General features: G+C 67.5%; 13 protein-coding genes. 7 read left to right on the top strand and 6 right to left on the bottom strand.

Annotation, left to right across the window (positions count from 1 at the left end; genetic code table 11):
- Positions 1 to 7: 7 nt before the first annotated feature.
- Genes AC0IYS_RS30470 through AC0IYS_RS30460 form a run of 3 tightly spaced genes read right to left on the bottom strand, consistent with a single transcriptional unit; the run spans position 8 to position 4,467 of the window.
- Complete coding sequence (locus AC0IYS_RS30470; RefSeq protein ID WP_471708696.1) at positions 8 to 2,431, bottom strand: ABC transporter permease; 2,424 nt, start codon at positions 2,429 to 2,431, stop codon at positions 8 to 10.
- A gap of 17 nt (positions 2,432 to 2,448) precedes the next feature.
- The gene (locus AC0IYS_RS30465) at positions 2,449 to 3,129 is read right to left on the bottom strand and encodes an ABC transporter ATP-binding protein (RefSeq protein ID WP_471708695.1); all 681 of its coding nucleotides are present in this window, start codon (positions 3,127 to 3,129) and stop codon (positions 2,449 to 2,451) included.
- A gap of 33 nt (positions 3,130 to 3,162) precedes the next feature.
- Positions 3,163 to 4,467, bottom strand: a complete 1,305-nt coding sequence (locus tag AC0IYS_RS30460; RefSeq protein ID WP_471708694.1) for an efflux RND transporter periplasmic adaptor subunit — start codon at positions 4,465 to 4,467, stop codon at positions 3,163 to 3,165.
- A gap of 191 nt (positions 4,468 to 4,658) precedes the next feature.
- Here AC0IYS_RS30460 and AC0IYS_RS30455 point away from each other — a divergent pair, with 191 nt between their 5' ends.
- Together AC0IYS_RS30455 and AC0IYS_RS30450 are read left to right on the top strand one after the other, a co-directional pair.
- The gene (locus AC0IYS_RS30455; RefSeq protein ID WP_471708692.1) at positions 4,659 to 6,008 is read left to right on the top strand and encodes a sigma-54-dependent transcriptional regulator; all 1,350 of its coding nucleotides are present in this window, start codon (positions 4,659 to 4,661) and stop codon (positions 6,006 to 6,008) included.
- The gene (locus AC0IYS_RS30450; RefSeq protein ID WP_471708691.1) at positions 5,998 to 7,251 is read left to right on the top strand and encodes a sensor histidine kinase; all 1,254 of its coding nucleotides are present in this window, start codon (positions 5,998 to 6,000) and stop codon (positions 7,249 to 7,251) included. The genes AC0IYS_RS30455 and AC0IYS_RS30450 overlap by 11 nt, the downstream gene beginning before the upstream one ends.
- 19 nt (positions 7,252 to 7,270) lie before the next feature.
- On the opposite strand, the gene AC0IYS_RS30445 is transcribed toward AC0IYS_RS30450, so the two are convergent.
- The gene (locus tag AC0IYS_RS30445; protein ID WP_471708690.1) at positions 7,271 to 7,723 is read right to left on the bottom strand and encodes a GNAT family N-acetyltransferase; all 453 of its coding nucleotides are present in this window, start codon (positions 7,721 to 7,723) and stop codon (positions 7,271 to 7,273) included.
- Positions 7,724 to 7,818: 95 nt separating this feature from the next.
- Positions 7,819 to 8,244, bottom strand: a complete 426-nt coding sequence (locus tag AC0IYS_RS30440) for an organic hydroperoxide resistance protein (protein ID WP_471708689.1) — start codon at positions 8,242 to 8,244, stop codon at positions 7,819 to 7,821.
- Between the two features lie 262 nt (positions 8,245 to 8,506).
- Here AC0IYS_RS30440 and AC0IYS_RS30435 point away from each other — a divergent pair, with 262 nt between their 5' ends.
- From AC0IYS_RS30435 to AC0IYS_RS30415, 5 genes are all read left to right on the top strand, one after another.
- Positions 8,507 to 8,890 (top strand): BlaI/MecI/CopY family transcriptional regulator, encoded by a 384-nt coding sequence (locus AC0IYS_RS30435; protein ID WP_471708688.1) that lies wholly within the window; start codon positions 8,507 to 8,509, stop codon positions 8,888 to 8,890.
- Positions 8,887 to 10,680 carry a class D beta-lactamase gene (gene blaOXA / locus AC0IYS_RS30430; RefSeq protein ID WP_471708687.1) on the top strand — a complete coding sequence of 598 codons (1,794 nt, stop codon included), beginning with the start codon at positions 8,887 to 8,889 and terminating at the stop codon, positions 10,678 to 10,680. Before AC0IYS_RS30435 ends, blaOXA begins: the two co-directional genes overlap by 4 nt.
- A gap of 2 nt (positions 10,681 to 10,682) precedes the next feature.
- Positions 10,683 to 11,564, top strand: a complete 882-nt coding sequence (bla, locus tag AC0IYS_RS30425; RefSeq protein WP_471708686.1) for a subclass B3 metallo-beta-lactamase — start codon at positions 10,683 to 10,685, stop codon at positions 11,562 to 11,564.
- Positions 11,565 to 11,650: 86 nt separating this feature from the next.
- Entirely contained in the window at positions 11,651 to 13,756 is a 2,106-nt protein-coding gene (locus AC0IYS_RS30420; protein ID WP_471708685.1) for a TonB-dependent siderophore receptor, read from the top strand.
- Complete coding sequence (locus AC0IYS_RS30415; protein WP_471708684.1) at positions 13,753 to 16,194, top strand: PepSY domain-containing protein; 2,442 nt, start codon at positions 13,753 to 13,755, stop codon at positions 16,192 to 16,194. Before AC0IYS_RS30420 ends, AC0IYS_RS30415 begins: the two co-directional genes overlap by 4 nt.
- On the opposite strand, the gene AC0IYS_RS30410 is transcribed toward AC0IYS_RS30415, so the two are convergent.
- On the bottom strand, positions 16,195 to 17,238 hold the full coding sequence (locus tag AC0IYS_RS30410) for a histone deacetylase family protein (RefSeq protein WP_471708683.1): 1,044 nt from the start codon (positions 17,236 to 17,238) through the stop codon (positions 16,195 to 16,197). It abuts the gene before it with no gap.
- Positions 17,239 to 17,243: the final 5 nt, after the last annotated feature.

Here is a 17,243-nt window from a genome sequence, read left to right as displayed (position 1 = left end):
TTGTACATCAGTCGCGCAGCACCATGGCGGGCGACATGCCGGTCGCCGCGATGGCGCCGCGCAGCGTGGACACCGCCGTTACCACCAGCGCCGCCAGCAGCCCGGCAAGCAGGGTCCAGCCGCCGACGGGGGCGTGTTCGGTGAAAGAGGCCAGGTAGCGCTGGATCACCAGCGCGGCCAGCGGCAGGCCGATGGCCGCGCTGATCGCCACCAGTACCAGCACTTCGCGTGCCACCAGCCTTGCGATGTCGCGCCGCCCGGCGCCGAACAGCTTGCGCAGCACGATCTGCCGCCCCAGGCGGCGCACGTTGTAGGCCGACAGTACATACACGCCGAAGCCGGCGATCATCACGGCGATGGCGCTGGCCAGGCCGAGCAGCTGCGCCAGCCGCAGGTCGTCGTCGTAGTTCTGCGCGAAGTAAGTGCGCGCCTGGCGGATCGGCACCACGTCGTTCGGGAAGTACTGCGCCGCCAGTGCGTGGGCGGCGCTTTCGAGCTGGCCCATGTCGCCGCGCGCGCGCACCGTCAGCGTGCTGTTTTGCTGGCTGGTGAAGTACAGGTAGGATTTGGGCGTGTCGCGCAGGCTGTCGTAGCGCAGCTCGGGCGCGATGCCGACGATGGTCCCGGTCACCATGCCGTCGCCGCTGTCGGTGGTGAGGAGCTGGCCGACGGCGTCGGCCGGGTCTGCGAAGCCGAGCGCGCGGGCGGCGCGGGCGTTGAGCAGCACGGATTCAAAGCCGCCTTCGTCCTTGTCCTTCTTGTCATCGAAGAGGCGGCCGGCGATTGGCCGCAGTGCGTGGACGTTGAAAAAGTCGGCGCTGACCGAGCGGATCGACAGGCCGCTCCAGCGCCCGGTCTTGAGCGAAACCTTGATATAGGCGCCGGCGAACTGGCGCCCGATCGGATCGAGCGAAGTGGCCACGCCGTCGACACCCGGAAGGTGTCTAAGCGCCTCGCGCAGGCCGCGCGCGGCCTGGTTGGAGGTGTCGGCCGGCAGTTCCAGCACCAACAGCGGGGACGGGTCGAAGCCGGGACTGGCCTGGCTGGCGTAGCGGGTTTGCCAGGCCACCGCCAAGGTGACGGCGACCAACCCCATGGCGGTCGAGAATTGCAGCACTGTCAGTGCGCGCCGCAGCCACAACGCGCCGGAGGTTTCGGCGTTGCCGCGTCCCGCCAGCGCCTGCGGCGGGCGCACGCGCAGTGCCACCCATGCCGGATAGGCGCCCGCCAGCAGGCCGATGGCCGCGCCCAGCGCCAGGTTGGGCAGCAGCGCGGCCGGTGTGAACAAGCCGTCGAGCCGGCGGTCGACCAGATCGGCGAATACCGGCAGCAGCATCCACGCCAGCATCAGTCCCAGGGCGGTGGCTGTCATCGCCACCAGCAGCGATTCGGCCAGGAACTGGCCCAGCACGCGCTTGCCGTCGGCGCCGAGCACCTTGCGCACGGCGATCTCGCGCTGGCGCCGCAGCGCGCGCACGGTGGCAAGGTTGGCGTAGTTGATCGCCGCCAGCGCGAGGATCAGCAGCGCCACCGCCGTCAGGCCCAGCATGCCGCGCAGGTCGCCGTGCGGACCGCTGTTCGGGGTGTTGGCGGTGTCGGCGTCGAAGTACATCGCGGGCAGGGCGCCCAGGGCCATGTCGCGCAGCTTTCCGCCACCGAGTTTAGTCTGCAGCGCTGCGGCTTGTTCGCGCCTGAACGGCGAGTCGTCGGTGGCTTGCTGAAAATGCCGCCGCAACGCGTCGGCGTCGGCGCCGGGCTTGAGCCGCACATAGATCTTGGCGCCGTTGATGTAGCCCCACGACGCCATCAGCACCTTGCGCTCGGCGGCGTCCCAAGCGCCGGTGTCCATGCCGGCCAGCGCGCCGTAGCTCAAGGTGCTGTTGGACGGCCGGTCCGCCACCAGCGCCGCCACGGTGTAGGGTTTGCCGCCGATGTGCACCACCCGGCCGACGGCGTCGGCGCGGCCGAACAAGCGTGTCGCGCTGCTGGTTGTCAGGGCCAGGGCGTCGGGGCGGCTCAAGGCCTGGCGCAGGTCGCCGGCCAGCGCCCGCACGCCGAACATCGCGGGGAAATCGGGATGGACCGCCGCCAGCTGGATCGATTGCGGCTGCGAGGTCGTCTTCATCCCCACCGGCAGCGGCACCACGGCCGTGACGCCGTCGGTCATGCCGCTGGTGCGTGCCGGTTCGAGGAAGGCCAGCGGCACCGATTCCGACCAAACCGGCTGCTCGAAAGTGTTGCTGCGCATCTTGACGAGGAACACCCGGTCGGCCTGCGGCACGTCGCGGTCGTAGCTGAACGAGTAGCGCACAAACCCCAGCGGCAGGAAGCAGCTGGCGAAACCGACGGCCAGGCTCAGTATCACGGCGGCGGAGTAGCCGGGTTCACCGGCCAGCAGGCGCCAGCCGATGCGAAAATCGCGCAGGTTCATGGCGGTGATCCTGACGCTTAAGCGGCTTGCAGGGCGTCGACCATGATGCGGCCGTCCAGCAGGTTGATGGTGCGCGAAGCCTGCGCGGCGTGGTCCGGCGAGTGCGTCACCATCACAACGGTCGTGCCTTCGGCGTTGATCTCGCGCAGCAGGCGCATGACTTCGTCGCCGTGGGCGGTGTCGAGGTTACCGGTCGGTTCATCGGCCAGCAATACGGCGGGACCGGCCACCAGCGCGCGCGCGATCGCCACCCGCTGCTGCTGGCCGCCAGACAGCTGCGACGGGCGGTGGGCGGCGCGGTGGCCAACACCCAGTTTGTCGAGCATGGCGGTGACGCGTTCGCGCCGCTCGCGCGCCGGCGTGCCGTTGTATTCGAGCGCCAGTTCGACGTTTTCGAACACGGTCAACTCTTCGATCAGGTTGAAGCTCTGGAAAATGAAGCCGATGCGGCCGCGCCGCAGCTGGTTCAGCTTCGATTCGCTCCACCCGGCCACGTTGCGGCCTTCGAACCAGTATTCGCCTTGGTTGGGCGTGTCGAGCAGCCCCAGGATGCCCAGCATGGTCGATTTGCCGCAGCCGGACGGTCCGGTGATGGCGACGTATTCGCCCGCCTCGATCTCCAGGTCGATGCGGTCCAGGGCCGTGGTCTGGATTTCCCCTGCCTGGTGGATTTTGCTGATGCCGACGAGTTTGAGCATGTGGGTTTGCCTTTTGGTGGTGTGGATGTGAATTTACTGCGTAATCTGCAACCTGGGTGAATTTCCGTAGGCGGCGTAGCTGGACAGGATCACCTTGTCGCCGGCCGCCAGGCCTTCGAGCACCTCGATCTGGCTGTTGTTGCGGCGCCCGATGCGCACCGCGCGCCGCTGCGCGCCACGGCCGCCGGCGTCCACCACGTAGACCCAGGCGCCGCCGCTGTCGTTGATGAAGGCGCCGTTGGGCAGCAGCAGCGCCGGCGCCGGCTCGCCCAGCGTGATGCGGGCGTCCAGGCTTTGGCCGGGGTTGAGCACCGGCGGCTGGCCGTCCCTGAACACCATTTCGACGGTGAAGCGGCCTTCCTTGATCTGCGGGTAGATGGTGCTGATGTCGGCGGCGTAGCTCTTCTCGTCCTGTTTGACGCTGCCCTTGCGGCCGACCGCCATGCGGCTCAGGTAGTACTCGTCGACGCTGGCCGAGAGCTTGAAGCGCACCGGATCGTCGATGCGGCCGATGTTTTTGCCGGTGGCGATCGATTCGCCCACCTGCAGCCGGAAATTGGTGAGCCGGCCTTCGACCGGCGCGCGCACCGCCAAGGCGTCGACCGTGCCGGAGACCAGTTTCAGGCCGGAGTTCAAGCCGTCGATCGCGCTTTCGAGCTGCTGCGCGGCGGCGCTGCGCACCTTGTCCTCGGTGCTCGACGCCCGCTGCTCGTTGGCCAGTTGGCGCTGTTGCTGATCCAGCTTGTCGGCCGACTCCTCGAGCGCGACGCTGGAGATGAAGCCCTGCGCGGCCAGCCGCGTGTTGCGCTGGTGCTGTTTGCGCGCCTGGTCCACCTCGAATTGCAGCTCGTCGAGCCGACGCCGGTGGTCGCTGGCGCTGGACTCCTGCGCCACGCGCAGGTTGGACAGGTTGAAGATGCTGACCGCGTGTTCCGATTGCCGCGCCAGCAGTTCCAGGTTGCGTTGCGGGTTGGAGATGCGGAACAGCAGCTGGCCTTTTTTGACCAGCGCGCCGTCGCTTGCCAGTACCTCCTCGACGCGGCCCGATTCCACCGAATCGAGGATCACGGAATTAAGCGGCTCGGCGTTGGCGCGCACGACGATTTCATCGACGAAGACGCCGCGCGCGGCCTGGCCGATGCGCAGGTCGGCACCCTCGATCTGCAGGCCGCGCGGCATCCACGACCACAGCGCGTAGCCGGCGGCAGCCACCGCCAGCACCGAGACGACCGCGATGGCGATGGTTTTCCCGCGCCGGCGCGGCACCACGGTGTCCATCGCGGCGCCGCTGGCCGGCAGGCCCGGATTGGGCTGGTCGATATTTTTTTTGATCTGCATACCGGTCTCAGAGCAAACGCTGTGCCACGCACAAAAAACGGCGATTCAGGGGTATTTGTGACGCATGTGGTCCGCAGGTGTTCAATATCGAACACCAAGCGATGTTCGGAACTGGACATCCGCATCCACAATGGTTTGCCCGGCCTGTTTTGCCTTGTCCGCAGCCCCTCCCGCGCTGCTAGAATGCCTGCATGTCCGCCTACGTACTGATACTCGACGACGACCCCGATGTCGCCACCGCCGCCCAGCTGCTGCTGCGGCGGCGCCACGGCCAGGTCGCCACGCTCTGCGATCCCGCCGGCTTGCCCGCGCTGCTGGCGCAGGGCGTGCCCGACGTGGTGCTGCTCGACCTGAATTTCACGCCCGGCTGCATCGACGGCGCCGAGGGCCTGGCGCTGCTCGACGTGCTGCGCGCCCAAGGGCGTCCGCCGGCGGTGATCGCGATGACGGCGTATGCCGACGTTCCGCTGGCGGTGGAGGCGCTCAAGCGCGGCGCCGGCGATTTCATCACTAAGCCGTGGGATAACGCGCGGCTGGTGGCGGCGGTCGACCAGGCGCTGGCGCGGCGCGCGGCCCTGCGCGGATCGTCGGCCGCCGCGCCCGAGTTGATGGGCGGGTCGGCCGCGATGCGCGAGCTCAAGGCGCTGATCGGCAGCGTGGCGCCCACCGAGGCCAATGTGATGGTCCTCGGCGAGAACGGCGTCGGCAAGGAGCTGGTGGCGCGCGCCATCCACGCGCTGTCGCGCCGCGCCGCCGGCACGCTGCTGGCGGTGGACATGGGCGCGTTGCCGGAATCGACTTTCGAGAGCGAGTTGTTCGGCCATCGCAAAGGCTCGTTCACGGACGCCAGGTCCGACCGCGCCGGGCGCTTCCAGGCGGCGCGCGGCGGCTCGCTGTTCCTCGACGAAATCGGCAACATGCCGCTGGCCGCGCAAGCCAAGCTGCTGACGGCGCTGGAACGGCGCGAGGTGACGCCGATCGGCGCCGACAAGCCGGAGGCGATCGACGTGCGCATCATCAGCGCCACCAATCTGGACGAGGCGCGCCTGTTCGATCCCTCCGTCTTCCGGCCGGATTTGCTGTTTCGGCTGAATACCATCGTCATCCGCGTGCCGCCGCTGCGCGAGCGGCGTGAGGACATTCCCTTGCTGCTGGCGCACTATCTGAAACTGTATGAGCTGCAGTACCAGCGGCCGGTGCGCGAGGTGGCCGGCATGGCGCTCGACAGCCTGCGGCGGCACGACTGGCCCGGCAACGTGCGCGCGCTGCGCCACGCTTGCGAGCGCGCCGTCATCCTCGGACAGGGGACGGAGTATGGCTTGAACGATTTCGGCCTTGGTGCCGCGCCGGCCGCCATCAACGTCGCAGCCAACGAGGGCGCCGCGCCCGCCGTCCCTGGCGACATGACGCTCGACGCCCTGGAACGCGAAGCCATCGCCAGCACGCTGGCGCAGTTCAACGGCAATATCAGCCACGCCGCCAAAACGCTCGGCATCAGCCGCGCCGCCTTGTACCGCAAGCTGGGCAAGCATGGCATCTGAGCGCGCGCTCAAGATCGGCGTCGCCGCCAGCGTGCTCGCCCTGGTGGCGCTGGCCATCATGGCCGACGCCTTGTCGCCCACGCCGCAGCCGCGCCGCATCGTACTGTGCGCAATGCTGGCGCTGGCGCCGATCTGCGCGCTGTGGCAATGCCTGCGTAAACTGGGCCCGCGCGTGCCGCGCATGGAGCCGCAAGGCGCCGGCGCCGACATGGCCCCCGGTCCCCGTCGCAACGAACTGGCCGCCAGCGTGCTGGCGCTGGAGGCGCGGCTGGAACACGCGCCCATCGCGCTGTTCCGCATCATGCAAGCCAGCGGCGCGGGGCAGGTCGCGCCGCTCAACGCCAGCGCCCGCAGGCTGCTGGCGCCGGGCCGCGCCAGCGCGCCGCAGGATCTGCACGAGCTGCTGGCGGCGCAGCCGGTCGGCCAGCGCAGGTTGGTCACCTTCGACACCGAACGCGGTGGCGAGCGCGCGCTGGTCGCCATCTCCGCGCTCTCGGTGCAGGGCTCGGCGCAGCGCCTGGCCGCGTTGATGCCGGTGGAAAGCGAACTGGAAGCGGAGGCGCTGAACGCCTGGCGCGAGCTGGTGCAAGTGCTGACGCACGAAATCATGAATTCCCTGACGCCGGTGGCCTCGCTGTCGCGCACCGCCTGCGGCCTGCTGGACGAAGCCAGCGCCGGACTGCCCGCCGACATCCACGCCGACCTGGGCATCGCGCTGGACGCCATCGCCCGCCGCGCCGCCAGCCTGGTCGATTTTGTCGGCAGCTACCGCAGCCTGTCGACGGTGCCGCAGGCGCAGCCGCAGCGTGTGCGGTTGGAGGATCTGTTCGACCGCTTGTCCGCGCTGCTGGCGCCGCAGTGGCAGGCGCTGGGCGGGCAGGTGGAGTTTTCGGTGGAGCCGGCGTCGCTGGAGGTGATGATCGACCCGGGGCAGCTCGAGCAGGCGCTGATCAACCTTCTCAAGAACGCCGCCGAAGCGATGGCCGGTGGCGCGCGGCCGCCGCGCGCGCTGGTGAGCGCGCGCCTGAGCCGGGGCAGCCGCTTGCGCATCGAGGTGGCCGACAACGGCCCCGGCGTGCCGGAAGCGCTGGCCGCGCACATCTTCACGCCGTTCTTCTCGACGAAAAAACAGGGCAGGGGAATCGGGCTGGCGATGGTGCGCCATCTGGTGCACGCCAACGGCGGCACGGTGCGTTACGCGCGCCCGGTGGGCGAGGGCGCGCGCTTCATGCTGACATTTTGACGCCGCAGGTTAACAAACCTTAGCGCACCATATCGATGTGCATGATGCCGTCTTCGTCATACGGTTCGGTGACGGTCTGGAAGCCAAAGCCGGCGTAGAATTTTTCCAGGTGCGCCTGCGCGCCGATGCGGAACCGGTGGCCGGGATGCAGCGCCTCCGCAAGCGGAATGGCCTTGGCCAGCAGCTCGCGGCCGATGCCGCTGCCGCGCGCGGCGCGCGTGGTCAGCACGCGGCCCAGCGACATCTCGTCGTACTTCAAGCCGGGCGGCAGGCAGCGCAGATAGGCGACCAGGGTGCGCTTGCCATCGATCTCGCGCCACGCCATCAGGTGGTGGCTGTCCAAATCGTAGCCGTCGATATCGGGATACAAACAGGTTTGCTCGAGGATGAACACGTCCTGGCGCTGGCGCAGCACCTCGTACCAGTCGTTGCGGGGTATGTCGTCAAAGCCCAGCCAATGCCATTCAATCATTGCGTATCTCTGTAGGGGATGAACGACGATTGTAATGCAGAAGGCCGGCGCTGGTGGGCGCCGGCCTCGGGACCGTCAATCGCTGAACGCGGCGATTACAGGATGGTCAGGGTGACGTCGATGTTGCCACGGGTGGCGTTCGAGTAAGGGCACACGATGTGGGCGGCGTCGACCAGCTTTTGCGCGCTTTCACGGTCCAGGCCCGGCAGCGAGATTTTCAGTTCCGCTTCGATGCCGAAACCGGTCGGGATGGCGCCGATGCCGACCGTGCCTTCGATCGAGACGTCCGCCGGCAGGGCGATCTTGTCGCGGCCGCTGACGAATTTGAGCGCGCCCAGGAAGCATGCCGAGTAGCCGGCCGCGAACAGTTGTTCAGGGTTGGTGCCGACGGCGCCGGCGCCGCCCAGTTCTTTCGGGGTGGTCAGCTTGACGTCCAGCACGCCGTCGGAGGAGACGGCTTTGCCTTCACGGCCGCCGGTGGCTTTTGCGGTGGCGCGGTACAGTACTTTTTCGATCGACATGATGAATTCCTTTTCAGTTAAGTTGAAGTGCAAATAGTGGACTACAAATATAACAAACTATCTAATCGCTAGCTATCTATCACCCATCGCGACAGCTTGCTAATCTACTACGCTTCGCTGCTGTTTGCAGCGCCGATGTGAGAACTATACATAGTACGCAATCTAATAGCAAGCGATTTTAATGAAAAATTTTATATTTCTGCGTATTGACCGGTATGTGACGAATGTCGCACAATGAGGGCAATCGTCACAAAGGGCCGCCATGACCATTCCATCCATCACCGAACTGACCGTGCTCAAAGCGCTGTGGAAGCAGCAGCCGCTGAGCGCGCGCGAAATCCACCAGCACATAGAAGGCGAGCTCGGCTGGTCCTTCTCGTCGACCCGCAAGACGCTCGAGCGCATGCTCGACAAGGGTTCGGTGGGCCAGCACACCGTGCACGGGGTGCAAGTCTATACGGCGGTGCTGGAGAAAGTCGGCACGTTGGCCGCGTTCGCCCGCGATTTCGGCCAGCGGGTGATGGAGATGGACGGTCCCTTGCCGGTGAATATGTTCACCGGCAGCAAGCTGGTCGACGATGACGAATTGGCGCAGCTCGAACAACTGTTGAAGGACTGGCCCGACGAGCCGGACGCGGCGCCATGAGCTTCGACGATCTGCTGATTTACCGCTTCCTGCTGGCGTGCGCCGGCTGCCTGGCCGCCGGGCTGGGCGTGTGGGCGCTGCTGTCGGGGTTGAGCCGGCGCCTGCCGGCGCTGGCGTCGCAACGGTCGGTCTGGCTGCTGGGCCAGGTCACCATCGCCGCCGCGTTCCTGGTGGTGCTGCTGCCGCACAGCGAACGGCTGAGCGTGGTGCCGCAGATCGAATTGCCGAATCCGGCCGTCGCCGCCGCGCCCGCGCCGGACAAAGCCGCGTCGCCACTGGCCGCGGCGGGGGCCGAGTGGAGCGCGGATACGCGGCCGGCGGGACGCTCCTGGCTGGCCCTCGGCGCCATCGCCTGGCTGGCGGTGTATTTGTCGGGACTGGTCCATGCGGCGTGGCGGCTACTGAACGCCGGACGGTTCCTGCGCGGGCTGTCGGTGTCGGGCAGCCAGGTGCCCGGCACCTTGGCGGGTGGCGCCGAAGTGATCGAGGTGGATGCGCCGATCTCGCCGATGTTGTACGGATTTTTCCGCGCCCGCCTGCTGCTGCCCCGGCATCTGCGCGGCTTCGACCCCTTGCAGCGGCAGATGATGATCGAGCACGAGGTGACGCATTTGCGCCGGCGCGACCTGCAATGGATGGGCGCGGGCCTGCTGCTGCAAACGCTGTTCTGGTTCAATCCCTTCATGCGCTTGCTGCGCGCGCGGCTGTCGTGGGCGCAGGAGCTGGGCTGCGACCGCGAGGTGCTGCGCGGCCGTCCGCCGGCCCAGCGCAAGGCTTACGCGGCGGCGCTGCTGGCGCAGTTGAAGATGCAAGGGGCCGGCGTCGAGACGGCGCTGGCGTTCGGCGGCGCCGGCGCGCGGCTGCTGGCGGCCCGCATCGGTTTGATACGCGCGCCGTCCGGCGCCGGGCGCTCGCTGTGGTTGCGGCTTGGGGCGCTGGCCGGGCTGGCCGGCATCTTCGCCGGCACCCTGGCGTTCCAGCCGGCGCTGGCGTGGCGCATCGAGCCATTATCGGCTGCGTCGGCCGCCTCGCGCCAGCCGTTCAGCTGCCTGACGATGGCCGATGCGGCCAGCGGCGCCACGCTGGCGAAGGAAGGCCATTGCGACGAACGCGTGACGCCGGCGTCGACGTTCAATATCGTGGTCAGCCTGATGGGCTACGACAGCGGCATCCTGACCGACACCCACACGCCGATGATGCCGTTCAAGGCCGGTTACACCGACTACAACGAATCGTGGCGGCAGGACACCGACCCCACGCTCTGGTTCAAGAATTCGGTGCTGTGGTTCGCCCAGCAGGTGACGGCGGCGCTGGGAATGGAGCGCTTCCGGCGCTACATCGACGGCTTCGATTACGGCAACCGCGATGTCTCCGGCGACGCCGGCAAGGACAACGGCCTGTCGCTGTCCTGGGTCGGCTCGAGCCTGAAAATCTCGCCGGTCGAGCAGGTGGCCTTCCTGCGCAAGATGGTGCGGCGCGAGCTGCCGCTGTCGCCGCGGGCCTATGAGATGACGTCGCGGATCATGGCGCCGGTGACGCTGTCGAACGGCTGGACCGTCCAGGGCAAGACCGGGACTGCCGGGCCGGTGCGGGTCGACGATGGCGGCCCCATCGAGCAGCAGTACGGCTGGTATGTCGGCTGGGCCAGCAAGGGCGACCGCACCGTGGTGTTCGCGCATCTGGTGCTGGACCACACGCAGGACGGCGCCGGCGGCGGTCCCCGCGCCCGCGCCGCCGTGCTGCGCGAGCTTCCCGCGCGCCTGGACAAGCTTTATCCAACCAAGGAATGACAATGCAAGGTATGAAACGTTTGATGCTGTCGGCGGGGTTGCCCGCCGCCTTGGCCGCGGGTTTGTTCGCAGCGCCGGCCATGGCCGAGGACTGGAACGATCCGCAGGAGCCTTTCGCCGTGTTCGGCGACACTTATTACGTCGGCACGCGCGGCCTGAGCGCCGTGTTGATCACGTCGCCGCAGGGACACATCCTGATCGACGGCGGCAGCCCCGAATCGGCGCCGATGATCGCCCAGCATATCCGCCAGTTGGGATTCAAAATGGAGGACATCAAGTTCATCCTCAACTCGCACGATCACTTCGACCACGCAGGCGGCATCAGCGCATTGCAAAAATTGTCCGGCGCGACCGTGCTGGCCAGCGTGCAGGGAGAACAGGTGCTGCGCAGCGGCCAGCCGAGCAAGGGCGATCCGCAATACGGCGACCTGTCGGCGATGACGCCGGTCGCCAACACGCGCGCCGTGGCCGATGGCGAAGTGGTCAAGCTCGGACCGTTGGCGGTGACGGCGCGCTACACGCCTGGCCACACGCAGGGTGGCGTCAGCTGGACCTGGCGCTCGACCGAAAACGGCAAGAGCGCGGCCATGGTCTATGCGGACAGCCTGAACGCGTTCGCCGCCAAGCCGTTCCGCTACAGCGATTCCAAGACGTATCCGACCGCGCTGGCCGATATCAAAAGATCGATCGCCACGGTCGCGGGGCTGGACTGCGACATCCTGGTGTCGGCGCATCCGGGGGTATCCGGCCTGTTCGAGCGTCAGGCCAAACAGGCCACACTGGGCAACGCGGCCTTTATCGACCGCCAGGCATGCCGCGATTATGCGCAGGCGGGCACCGAGCGGCTAAATAAAACGCTGGCGGCGGAGGCTGCGGGGAAATAGGGCAGCGGATAACGGGAATTGATAATCATTCTCATTATCTAGTAAAATGACGGCATCCTTTCAATTTGATGCCTTCTTGTCCACTCATGTCCCAGCTTCGTCACGTTCCGGTCTACCTCGCGCTGTGCGCCGCTTTTCCATCGGCCGCGCTGTCGCAGGAGACCGATGAAAAAATCCTGCAGACCGTCAAAGTGACGGCCGCGCGGGCCGACGGCTTCGTGCCGACGACGGTGGAAGCGGGCAGCTTCCGGGGCGCAGACATCATGGAAGTGCCGTCGACCGTCAACGTCGTCACGCGCGAAGTGCTGGAGCTGCAGGCGGCCGGCGGCTTGTACGACGCGCTGCGCAACACGGCCGGCGTCACGCGCCAGCAAAACGGCGGCGAGACTTGGGATCAATTGGTCATACGCGGCATCGCGGTGGAAAACCGCACCAACTATCGCCTCAACGGTTCGCTGCCGATCATGAATTTCGGCCAGGTGCCGATGGAGGACAAGGAGCGTGTCGAAGTATTGAAGGGCGCCACCGCCTTGTACTACGGCTTCACGTCGCCGGCCGGGGTGGTCAACTTCGTCACCAAGCGCGCCGGCGCCACGCCGGTGACCGCGGTGGGCATGACGGTCGACCATAACGGCACGGCGGTGGCCACCGCCGACGTCGCGCGCCGCTTCGGCGAGCAGCAGCAGGTCGGCGTGCGCATCAACGCCGCCGGCGGCACCCTGGCCAGTTATCTGGACGATGTCGGCAACGGCAACCGCCGTTTCATTTCGGCGGCGCTGGACTGGCGCGTCAACGCCCGCCTGCGCCTGGCGGCCGACCTGGAATACGACAAGCGCCGCGTCACCGAACAGGTGGGCATCACCCTGCCGACCGCCGTCAATGGCGTCATCACCCTGCCGCGCACCGTCGATCCGAAGCGCCTGGTCGGTCCCGACTGGGCCAAGTTCGAGACCGAGACCAAGAACGCGCTGCTGCGCGCCGACTATGCGCTGAGCGACAACTGGGCGCTGACCGTCGAAGGCGGCCACTCGGAAACGGCGCGCGACCGCGCGCTGCCGATCTTCCGCTTCACGAACAACGCCGCCATCGCCACGGGTGCCGGCCGCATCACCGGCAACCTGCAACACAGCGTGCTCGATTCGACCATGCTGCGCGCCGAACTGGCGGGCACCGTCGCCACCGGCCCGGTCAAGCATGACGTCACCTTGGGCGTGAACCGCACCGACAAGGGACAGGACCCGATCTATCAAGCCACCTTCACGATCCCGTCGCAGAATTTGTACAATCCGACGCCGGTCACCAGCTACACCGTCAGCGCCTATTCGACCACGCCGACCACCGCAGGCCTGGAGACGCGCGACTCGGGCGCCTACGCGATCGACCGCATGACCTTTTCACCTCACTGGCAGGCCGTCGCCGGCGTGCGCAGCGTGAAGTACAAGAGCGACCAGGGCACCAACCACTACGACGTGAGCAAAACCACGCCGATGGCGGCGCTGATCTACAAATATACCGACGACCTATCGTTCTATGTCTCCGCCTCACAGGGCCTGGAGGAGGGCGAGACCGCGCCGACCGGCACCGCCAACGCCAACCAGCGCCTGGCGCCCGGCGTGAGCCGCCAGAAGGAGCTGGGCGCGCGCTGGCGCATGCCCGGCGCCGGCGGCACCCTGGTGCAGGCGTCGCTGTTCGAGATCAACCGTCCGGGCTACTACACCAACACCGCCAACATCTACAGCGCCGACGGCGAGCAGCATTTCCGTGGCCTGGAGCTGTCGACCCAGGGCAAGCTGACGCCGCGTCTGTCGTGGCAAACCTCGGCCCAGTTCATCGATCCGGAATTCCGCGACATCGGCGCCGCCTACAACGGCAAGCTGCCGGAGAACGCCGCCAAGCGCACCGCCAGCGCCTTCCTGTCGTATGAACTCGACGCCGTGCCCGGCCTGTCGTTCAACGGCGGCGCGTACTATACCGGCAGCCGTCCGGTCAACGATCTGAATCAGGCTTTCCTCGGCGGCGCCACCTTGTTCAGCGTCGGCGGCCGTTATGTGACGACGGTCATGGGCAAGCGCACCAGCGTGCAGCTCAATGTGGAAAACGCGGGCGGTAAGGAGTACTGGGCCGGCGCCGGCACGCGCCTGAGTTCCGGCGCGCCGCGCCTGATTAAACTGGGCGTGAAGGTCGACTTGTGAAAAAGCTCTGGTTCCAGCTGCACTGGTTTGTCGGCATCACGGCCGGCACGATCCTGATACTGATCGGGCTGACCGGCGCCATCCTCGCCTTCCGCGACGAGATACTGGACCTGTTGAATCCGGGCGTGATGCACGTTGCCGTGGATCCGGTGGCGCCGGTGCTGGCGCCGCCGCACATCGCGCAGGCGGCCAGGCTGCTGCATCCGGACGCGCGCATCACCGGCATCATCGTCTACACCGAACCGGGTACCACCGCGCGCGTGACCATGGCGCCGGCGCCCGGCGCCGAGCATGGCGAAACGATTTATCTCAATCCGTACACCGGCGCGCTGCTGCCGCCGCTGCATTACGACGAGGCTTTCGAATGGGTGGAGTCGCTGCATCGCCACCTGCTGCTGCCGCGCGACGTCGGCCGCATCGTGCTGGGCATCCTGGCGATCTGCCTGCTGGGACTATCGCTGAGCGGACTGTATCTGCGCTGGCCGCGCCGCGCGCTCGACTGGCGCACCTGGCTGACCTTCGACACGCGCCTGAAAGGCCGCTCCTTCCTGTGGGGCCTGCATTCGGTGGTTGGCACCTGGGCACTGGCGGCGTACGTGGTCTTCACGCTGACAGGTCTGTACTGGAGTTTCGACGTGGTGCGCGATACCGTCGACGGCTGGCTGGGCACCACCCGTCCGCCGCGCGTGGCGACCGCGCCGAAGCCGAAAGGCGTCAAGCCGCCGAAGGCCGCCGCCGCGCAGGCCGACCTGACCGCCAGCTGGGCGACCTTCCAGCAGGCCGCGCCGGACTGGAAGATGGCCTTCCTGCGGCCGCCGGAGCGCGCCACGCAGCCGATCCAGATCCTATGGGTGGCCAATGACGCGCCGCACGTGCGCGCGCGCGGCCGCATGTCGGTCAACCAGCAGACCGGCGCCATGATCAAGAACGAGCCGTATCGCGACATGGCGATCGGCACGCGCGCGCAGTCGACGATTTATCCGCTGCATTTGGGGACGTATTTCGGCTTGCCCGGTCGTCTGTTCATGTTCCTTACCAGTCTGGCGCTGCCGGGCTTCGCGATCACCGGCTGGATGCTGTACCTGAACCGCCGCCGCCAGAAGCGCATCGCGCAGGCCGAGCGCGCGCAGTTCGCGGCCACGGCCGGCGCCAATGTCGCCGATACGTCGCTGGAGCCGGTCCTGATGGCCTACGCCAGCCAGACCGGCCAGGCCGAACGCCTGGCGCTGCAAAGCGCGGCCGCCTTGCAGAAGGCCGGCGTTCCGGTCCACGTGCACTCGCTGGAAAAACTGACGCCGCCGCAACTGGTCAAGTACCGGCGCGCGCTGTTCGTCGCCAGCAGCTTCGGCGAAGGCGAACCGCCGGACGGCGCGCGCCGCTTCAGCCGACTGCTGCAAACGGCGGCCGAGGAGCTGGCGCACATGCAGTACGCGGTGCTGGCGCTGGGCGACCGCAACTACGTGCAGTTCTGCGGCTTCGGACAGACCTTGGACCAACGCCTGCGCGTGATGGGCGCGCGGCCGCTGCATCCGATAATTGAAGTCGACAACGGCGACGCCGGTGCCCTGGCGCGCTGGTCGCACACCTTGCGTGAATTGATCGGCGGCGATTCGGCCGAGGTGTCGCTGTCGGCGGCGGTGGCGGAATCGGACTATACCCACTGGACGCTGATGGAACGCCAACTGCTCAACCCCGGCAGCGTCGGCGATGGGCTGTACGAAATCACGCTGTGCGGCGGCGATGCCGAAGCGGCCGCCAACTGGCAACCGGGCGCGCTGGTCGACATTTGGCCGGGCCATTACACGCCGGCCGGGGCCACCGACGCGCAACGCCAGGCCATCGCGCCGCGCCGCTACTCGCTGGCGTCGCTGCCGTCCGACGGCGGCATGCAGTTGCTGGTGCGCCAGGTGCGCCACGAGCAAGGCATGGGCCTGGCCTCCGGCTGGCTGACGGCGCAAGCGTCGCCTGGCGCCACGGTGCGCGTGCGCCTGGTGGCCAATCCGTCGTTCGACGCGCATCCACAGCCGCTGCCGAGCATTTACATCGGCAACGGTTCCGGCATGGCCGGTTTGCGTTCGCATTTGCGCGCGCGCGTGCGCGGCGGCTTGCGCCGCAACTGGCTGATTTTCGGCGAGCGCCAGCGCGAGTTCGACAGCATCTGCGCCGACGAGGTGCGCGATTACCGCGAGCGCGGTTTCCTGCCGGAGCTGGACCTGGTGTTCTCGCGCGACGTCTCCGGCGGCGAATATGTGCAGGACCGCATGCGCACCAAAGCCGACACCTTGCGCGCCTGGATCGCCGAGGGCGCCGTGCTGTATGTCTGCGGCAGTTTGCAGGGCATGGCCGGCGGCGTCGAAGCCGCGCTGGAGGAAATCATCGGCCGCGCCGCGCTCGACGATCTGATCGAGACAGGCCGCTATCGCCGCGATGTCTATTGATTAGAGTGCGGTCTCGTAGCCTTCGAGGACGTTGACGACGTTGGTGCCCAGCTCCTTGACCGCATAGCCGCCTTCGAAGATGAAGGCGGTCGGCAGGCCCAAATAGGCCAGGCGCTCGCCCACTTTCAGATAATCCGCGCTTTGCAGCGCGAAGCGCGACAGCGGATCGCCGGCGAACGTGTCCACGCCCAGCGACACCACCAGCGCGTCCGGCGCGTAGCCGCCGATGCGGATGCAGGCCGTCTCCAGCGCCGTGAACCAGGCCTTGACCGAGCTGCCCGCCGCCAGCGGCAGATTCATATTGAAGCCCTGGCCCGCGCCTTCTCCCCGTTCATCCGCATGCCCCAGATAAAACGGATACTCGCTGCGCGGATCGGCGTGGATGGACACGAACAGCACGTCGTCGCGCCCATAGAAAATGCTCTGCGTGCCGTTGCCGTGGTGGTAGTCGATGTCGATGATGGCGACCTTCTTCGCGCCGTCGTCGAGCATGTGCTGCGCGGCCAGCGCGGCGTTGTTCAGGAAGCAGTAGCCGCCGAAGAAATCGGCGCCGGCGTGGTGGCCCGGCGGGCGGCTCAGCACAAAGGCGCCGCGCTCGCCCAGCCGCAGCGCATGGGCCGCGTTGACCGCGCAGTCCGCGCCGGTCTTGGCGGCGGTCCAGGTGCCGGCCGTCAGCGGCGTGCCGCTGTCCATCGAGTACAAACCGAGTTTGGCGCAGAAGTTATCCGGCTCGATGTCGGCGCGCAGCGTGCGCACCGGCCAGACGGCGGGGAAGGCGTCCTTCTGCGCGTTGGCCGGGTCGAGCGCCAGCCATTCGCTCCACGCGGTGCGCAGGAAGTGCAGGTAGCGCGGCGTGTGGATGCGCTCGAGCGACATCAACGGCACGCCGTGCGGCGTGACGATGCGGCCAAGGCCGCGCCGGCCCAGCTCCGCCAGCACCGAGTCGGCCCGCTCCGGCTTTTCGAAGCACGGCACCATCTCGCCGCGAAACATCTCGTAGCGTCCCCGGTGCTGGGCATGCAGCTCGTTGTAGAAGGTGAGCACGGGCG

Source organism: Duganella sp. AC237 (assembly GCF_979254035.1).
The sequence above is the reverse complement of the archived record's forward strand: the minus strand, read 5'-3'. Positions and strand labels throughout refer to the sequence as shown.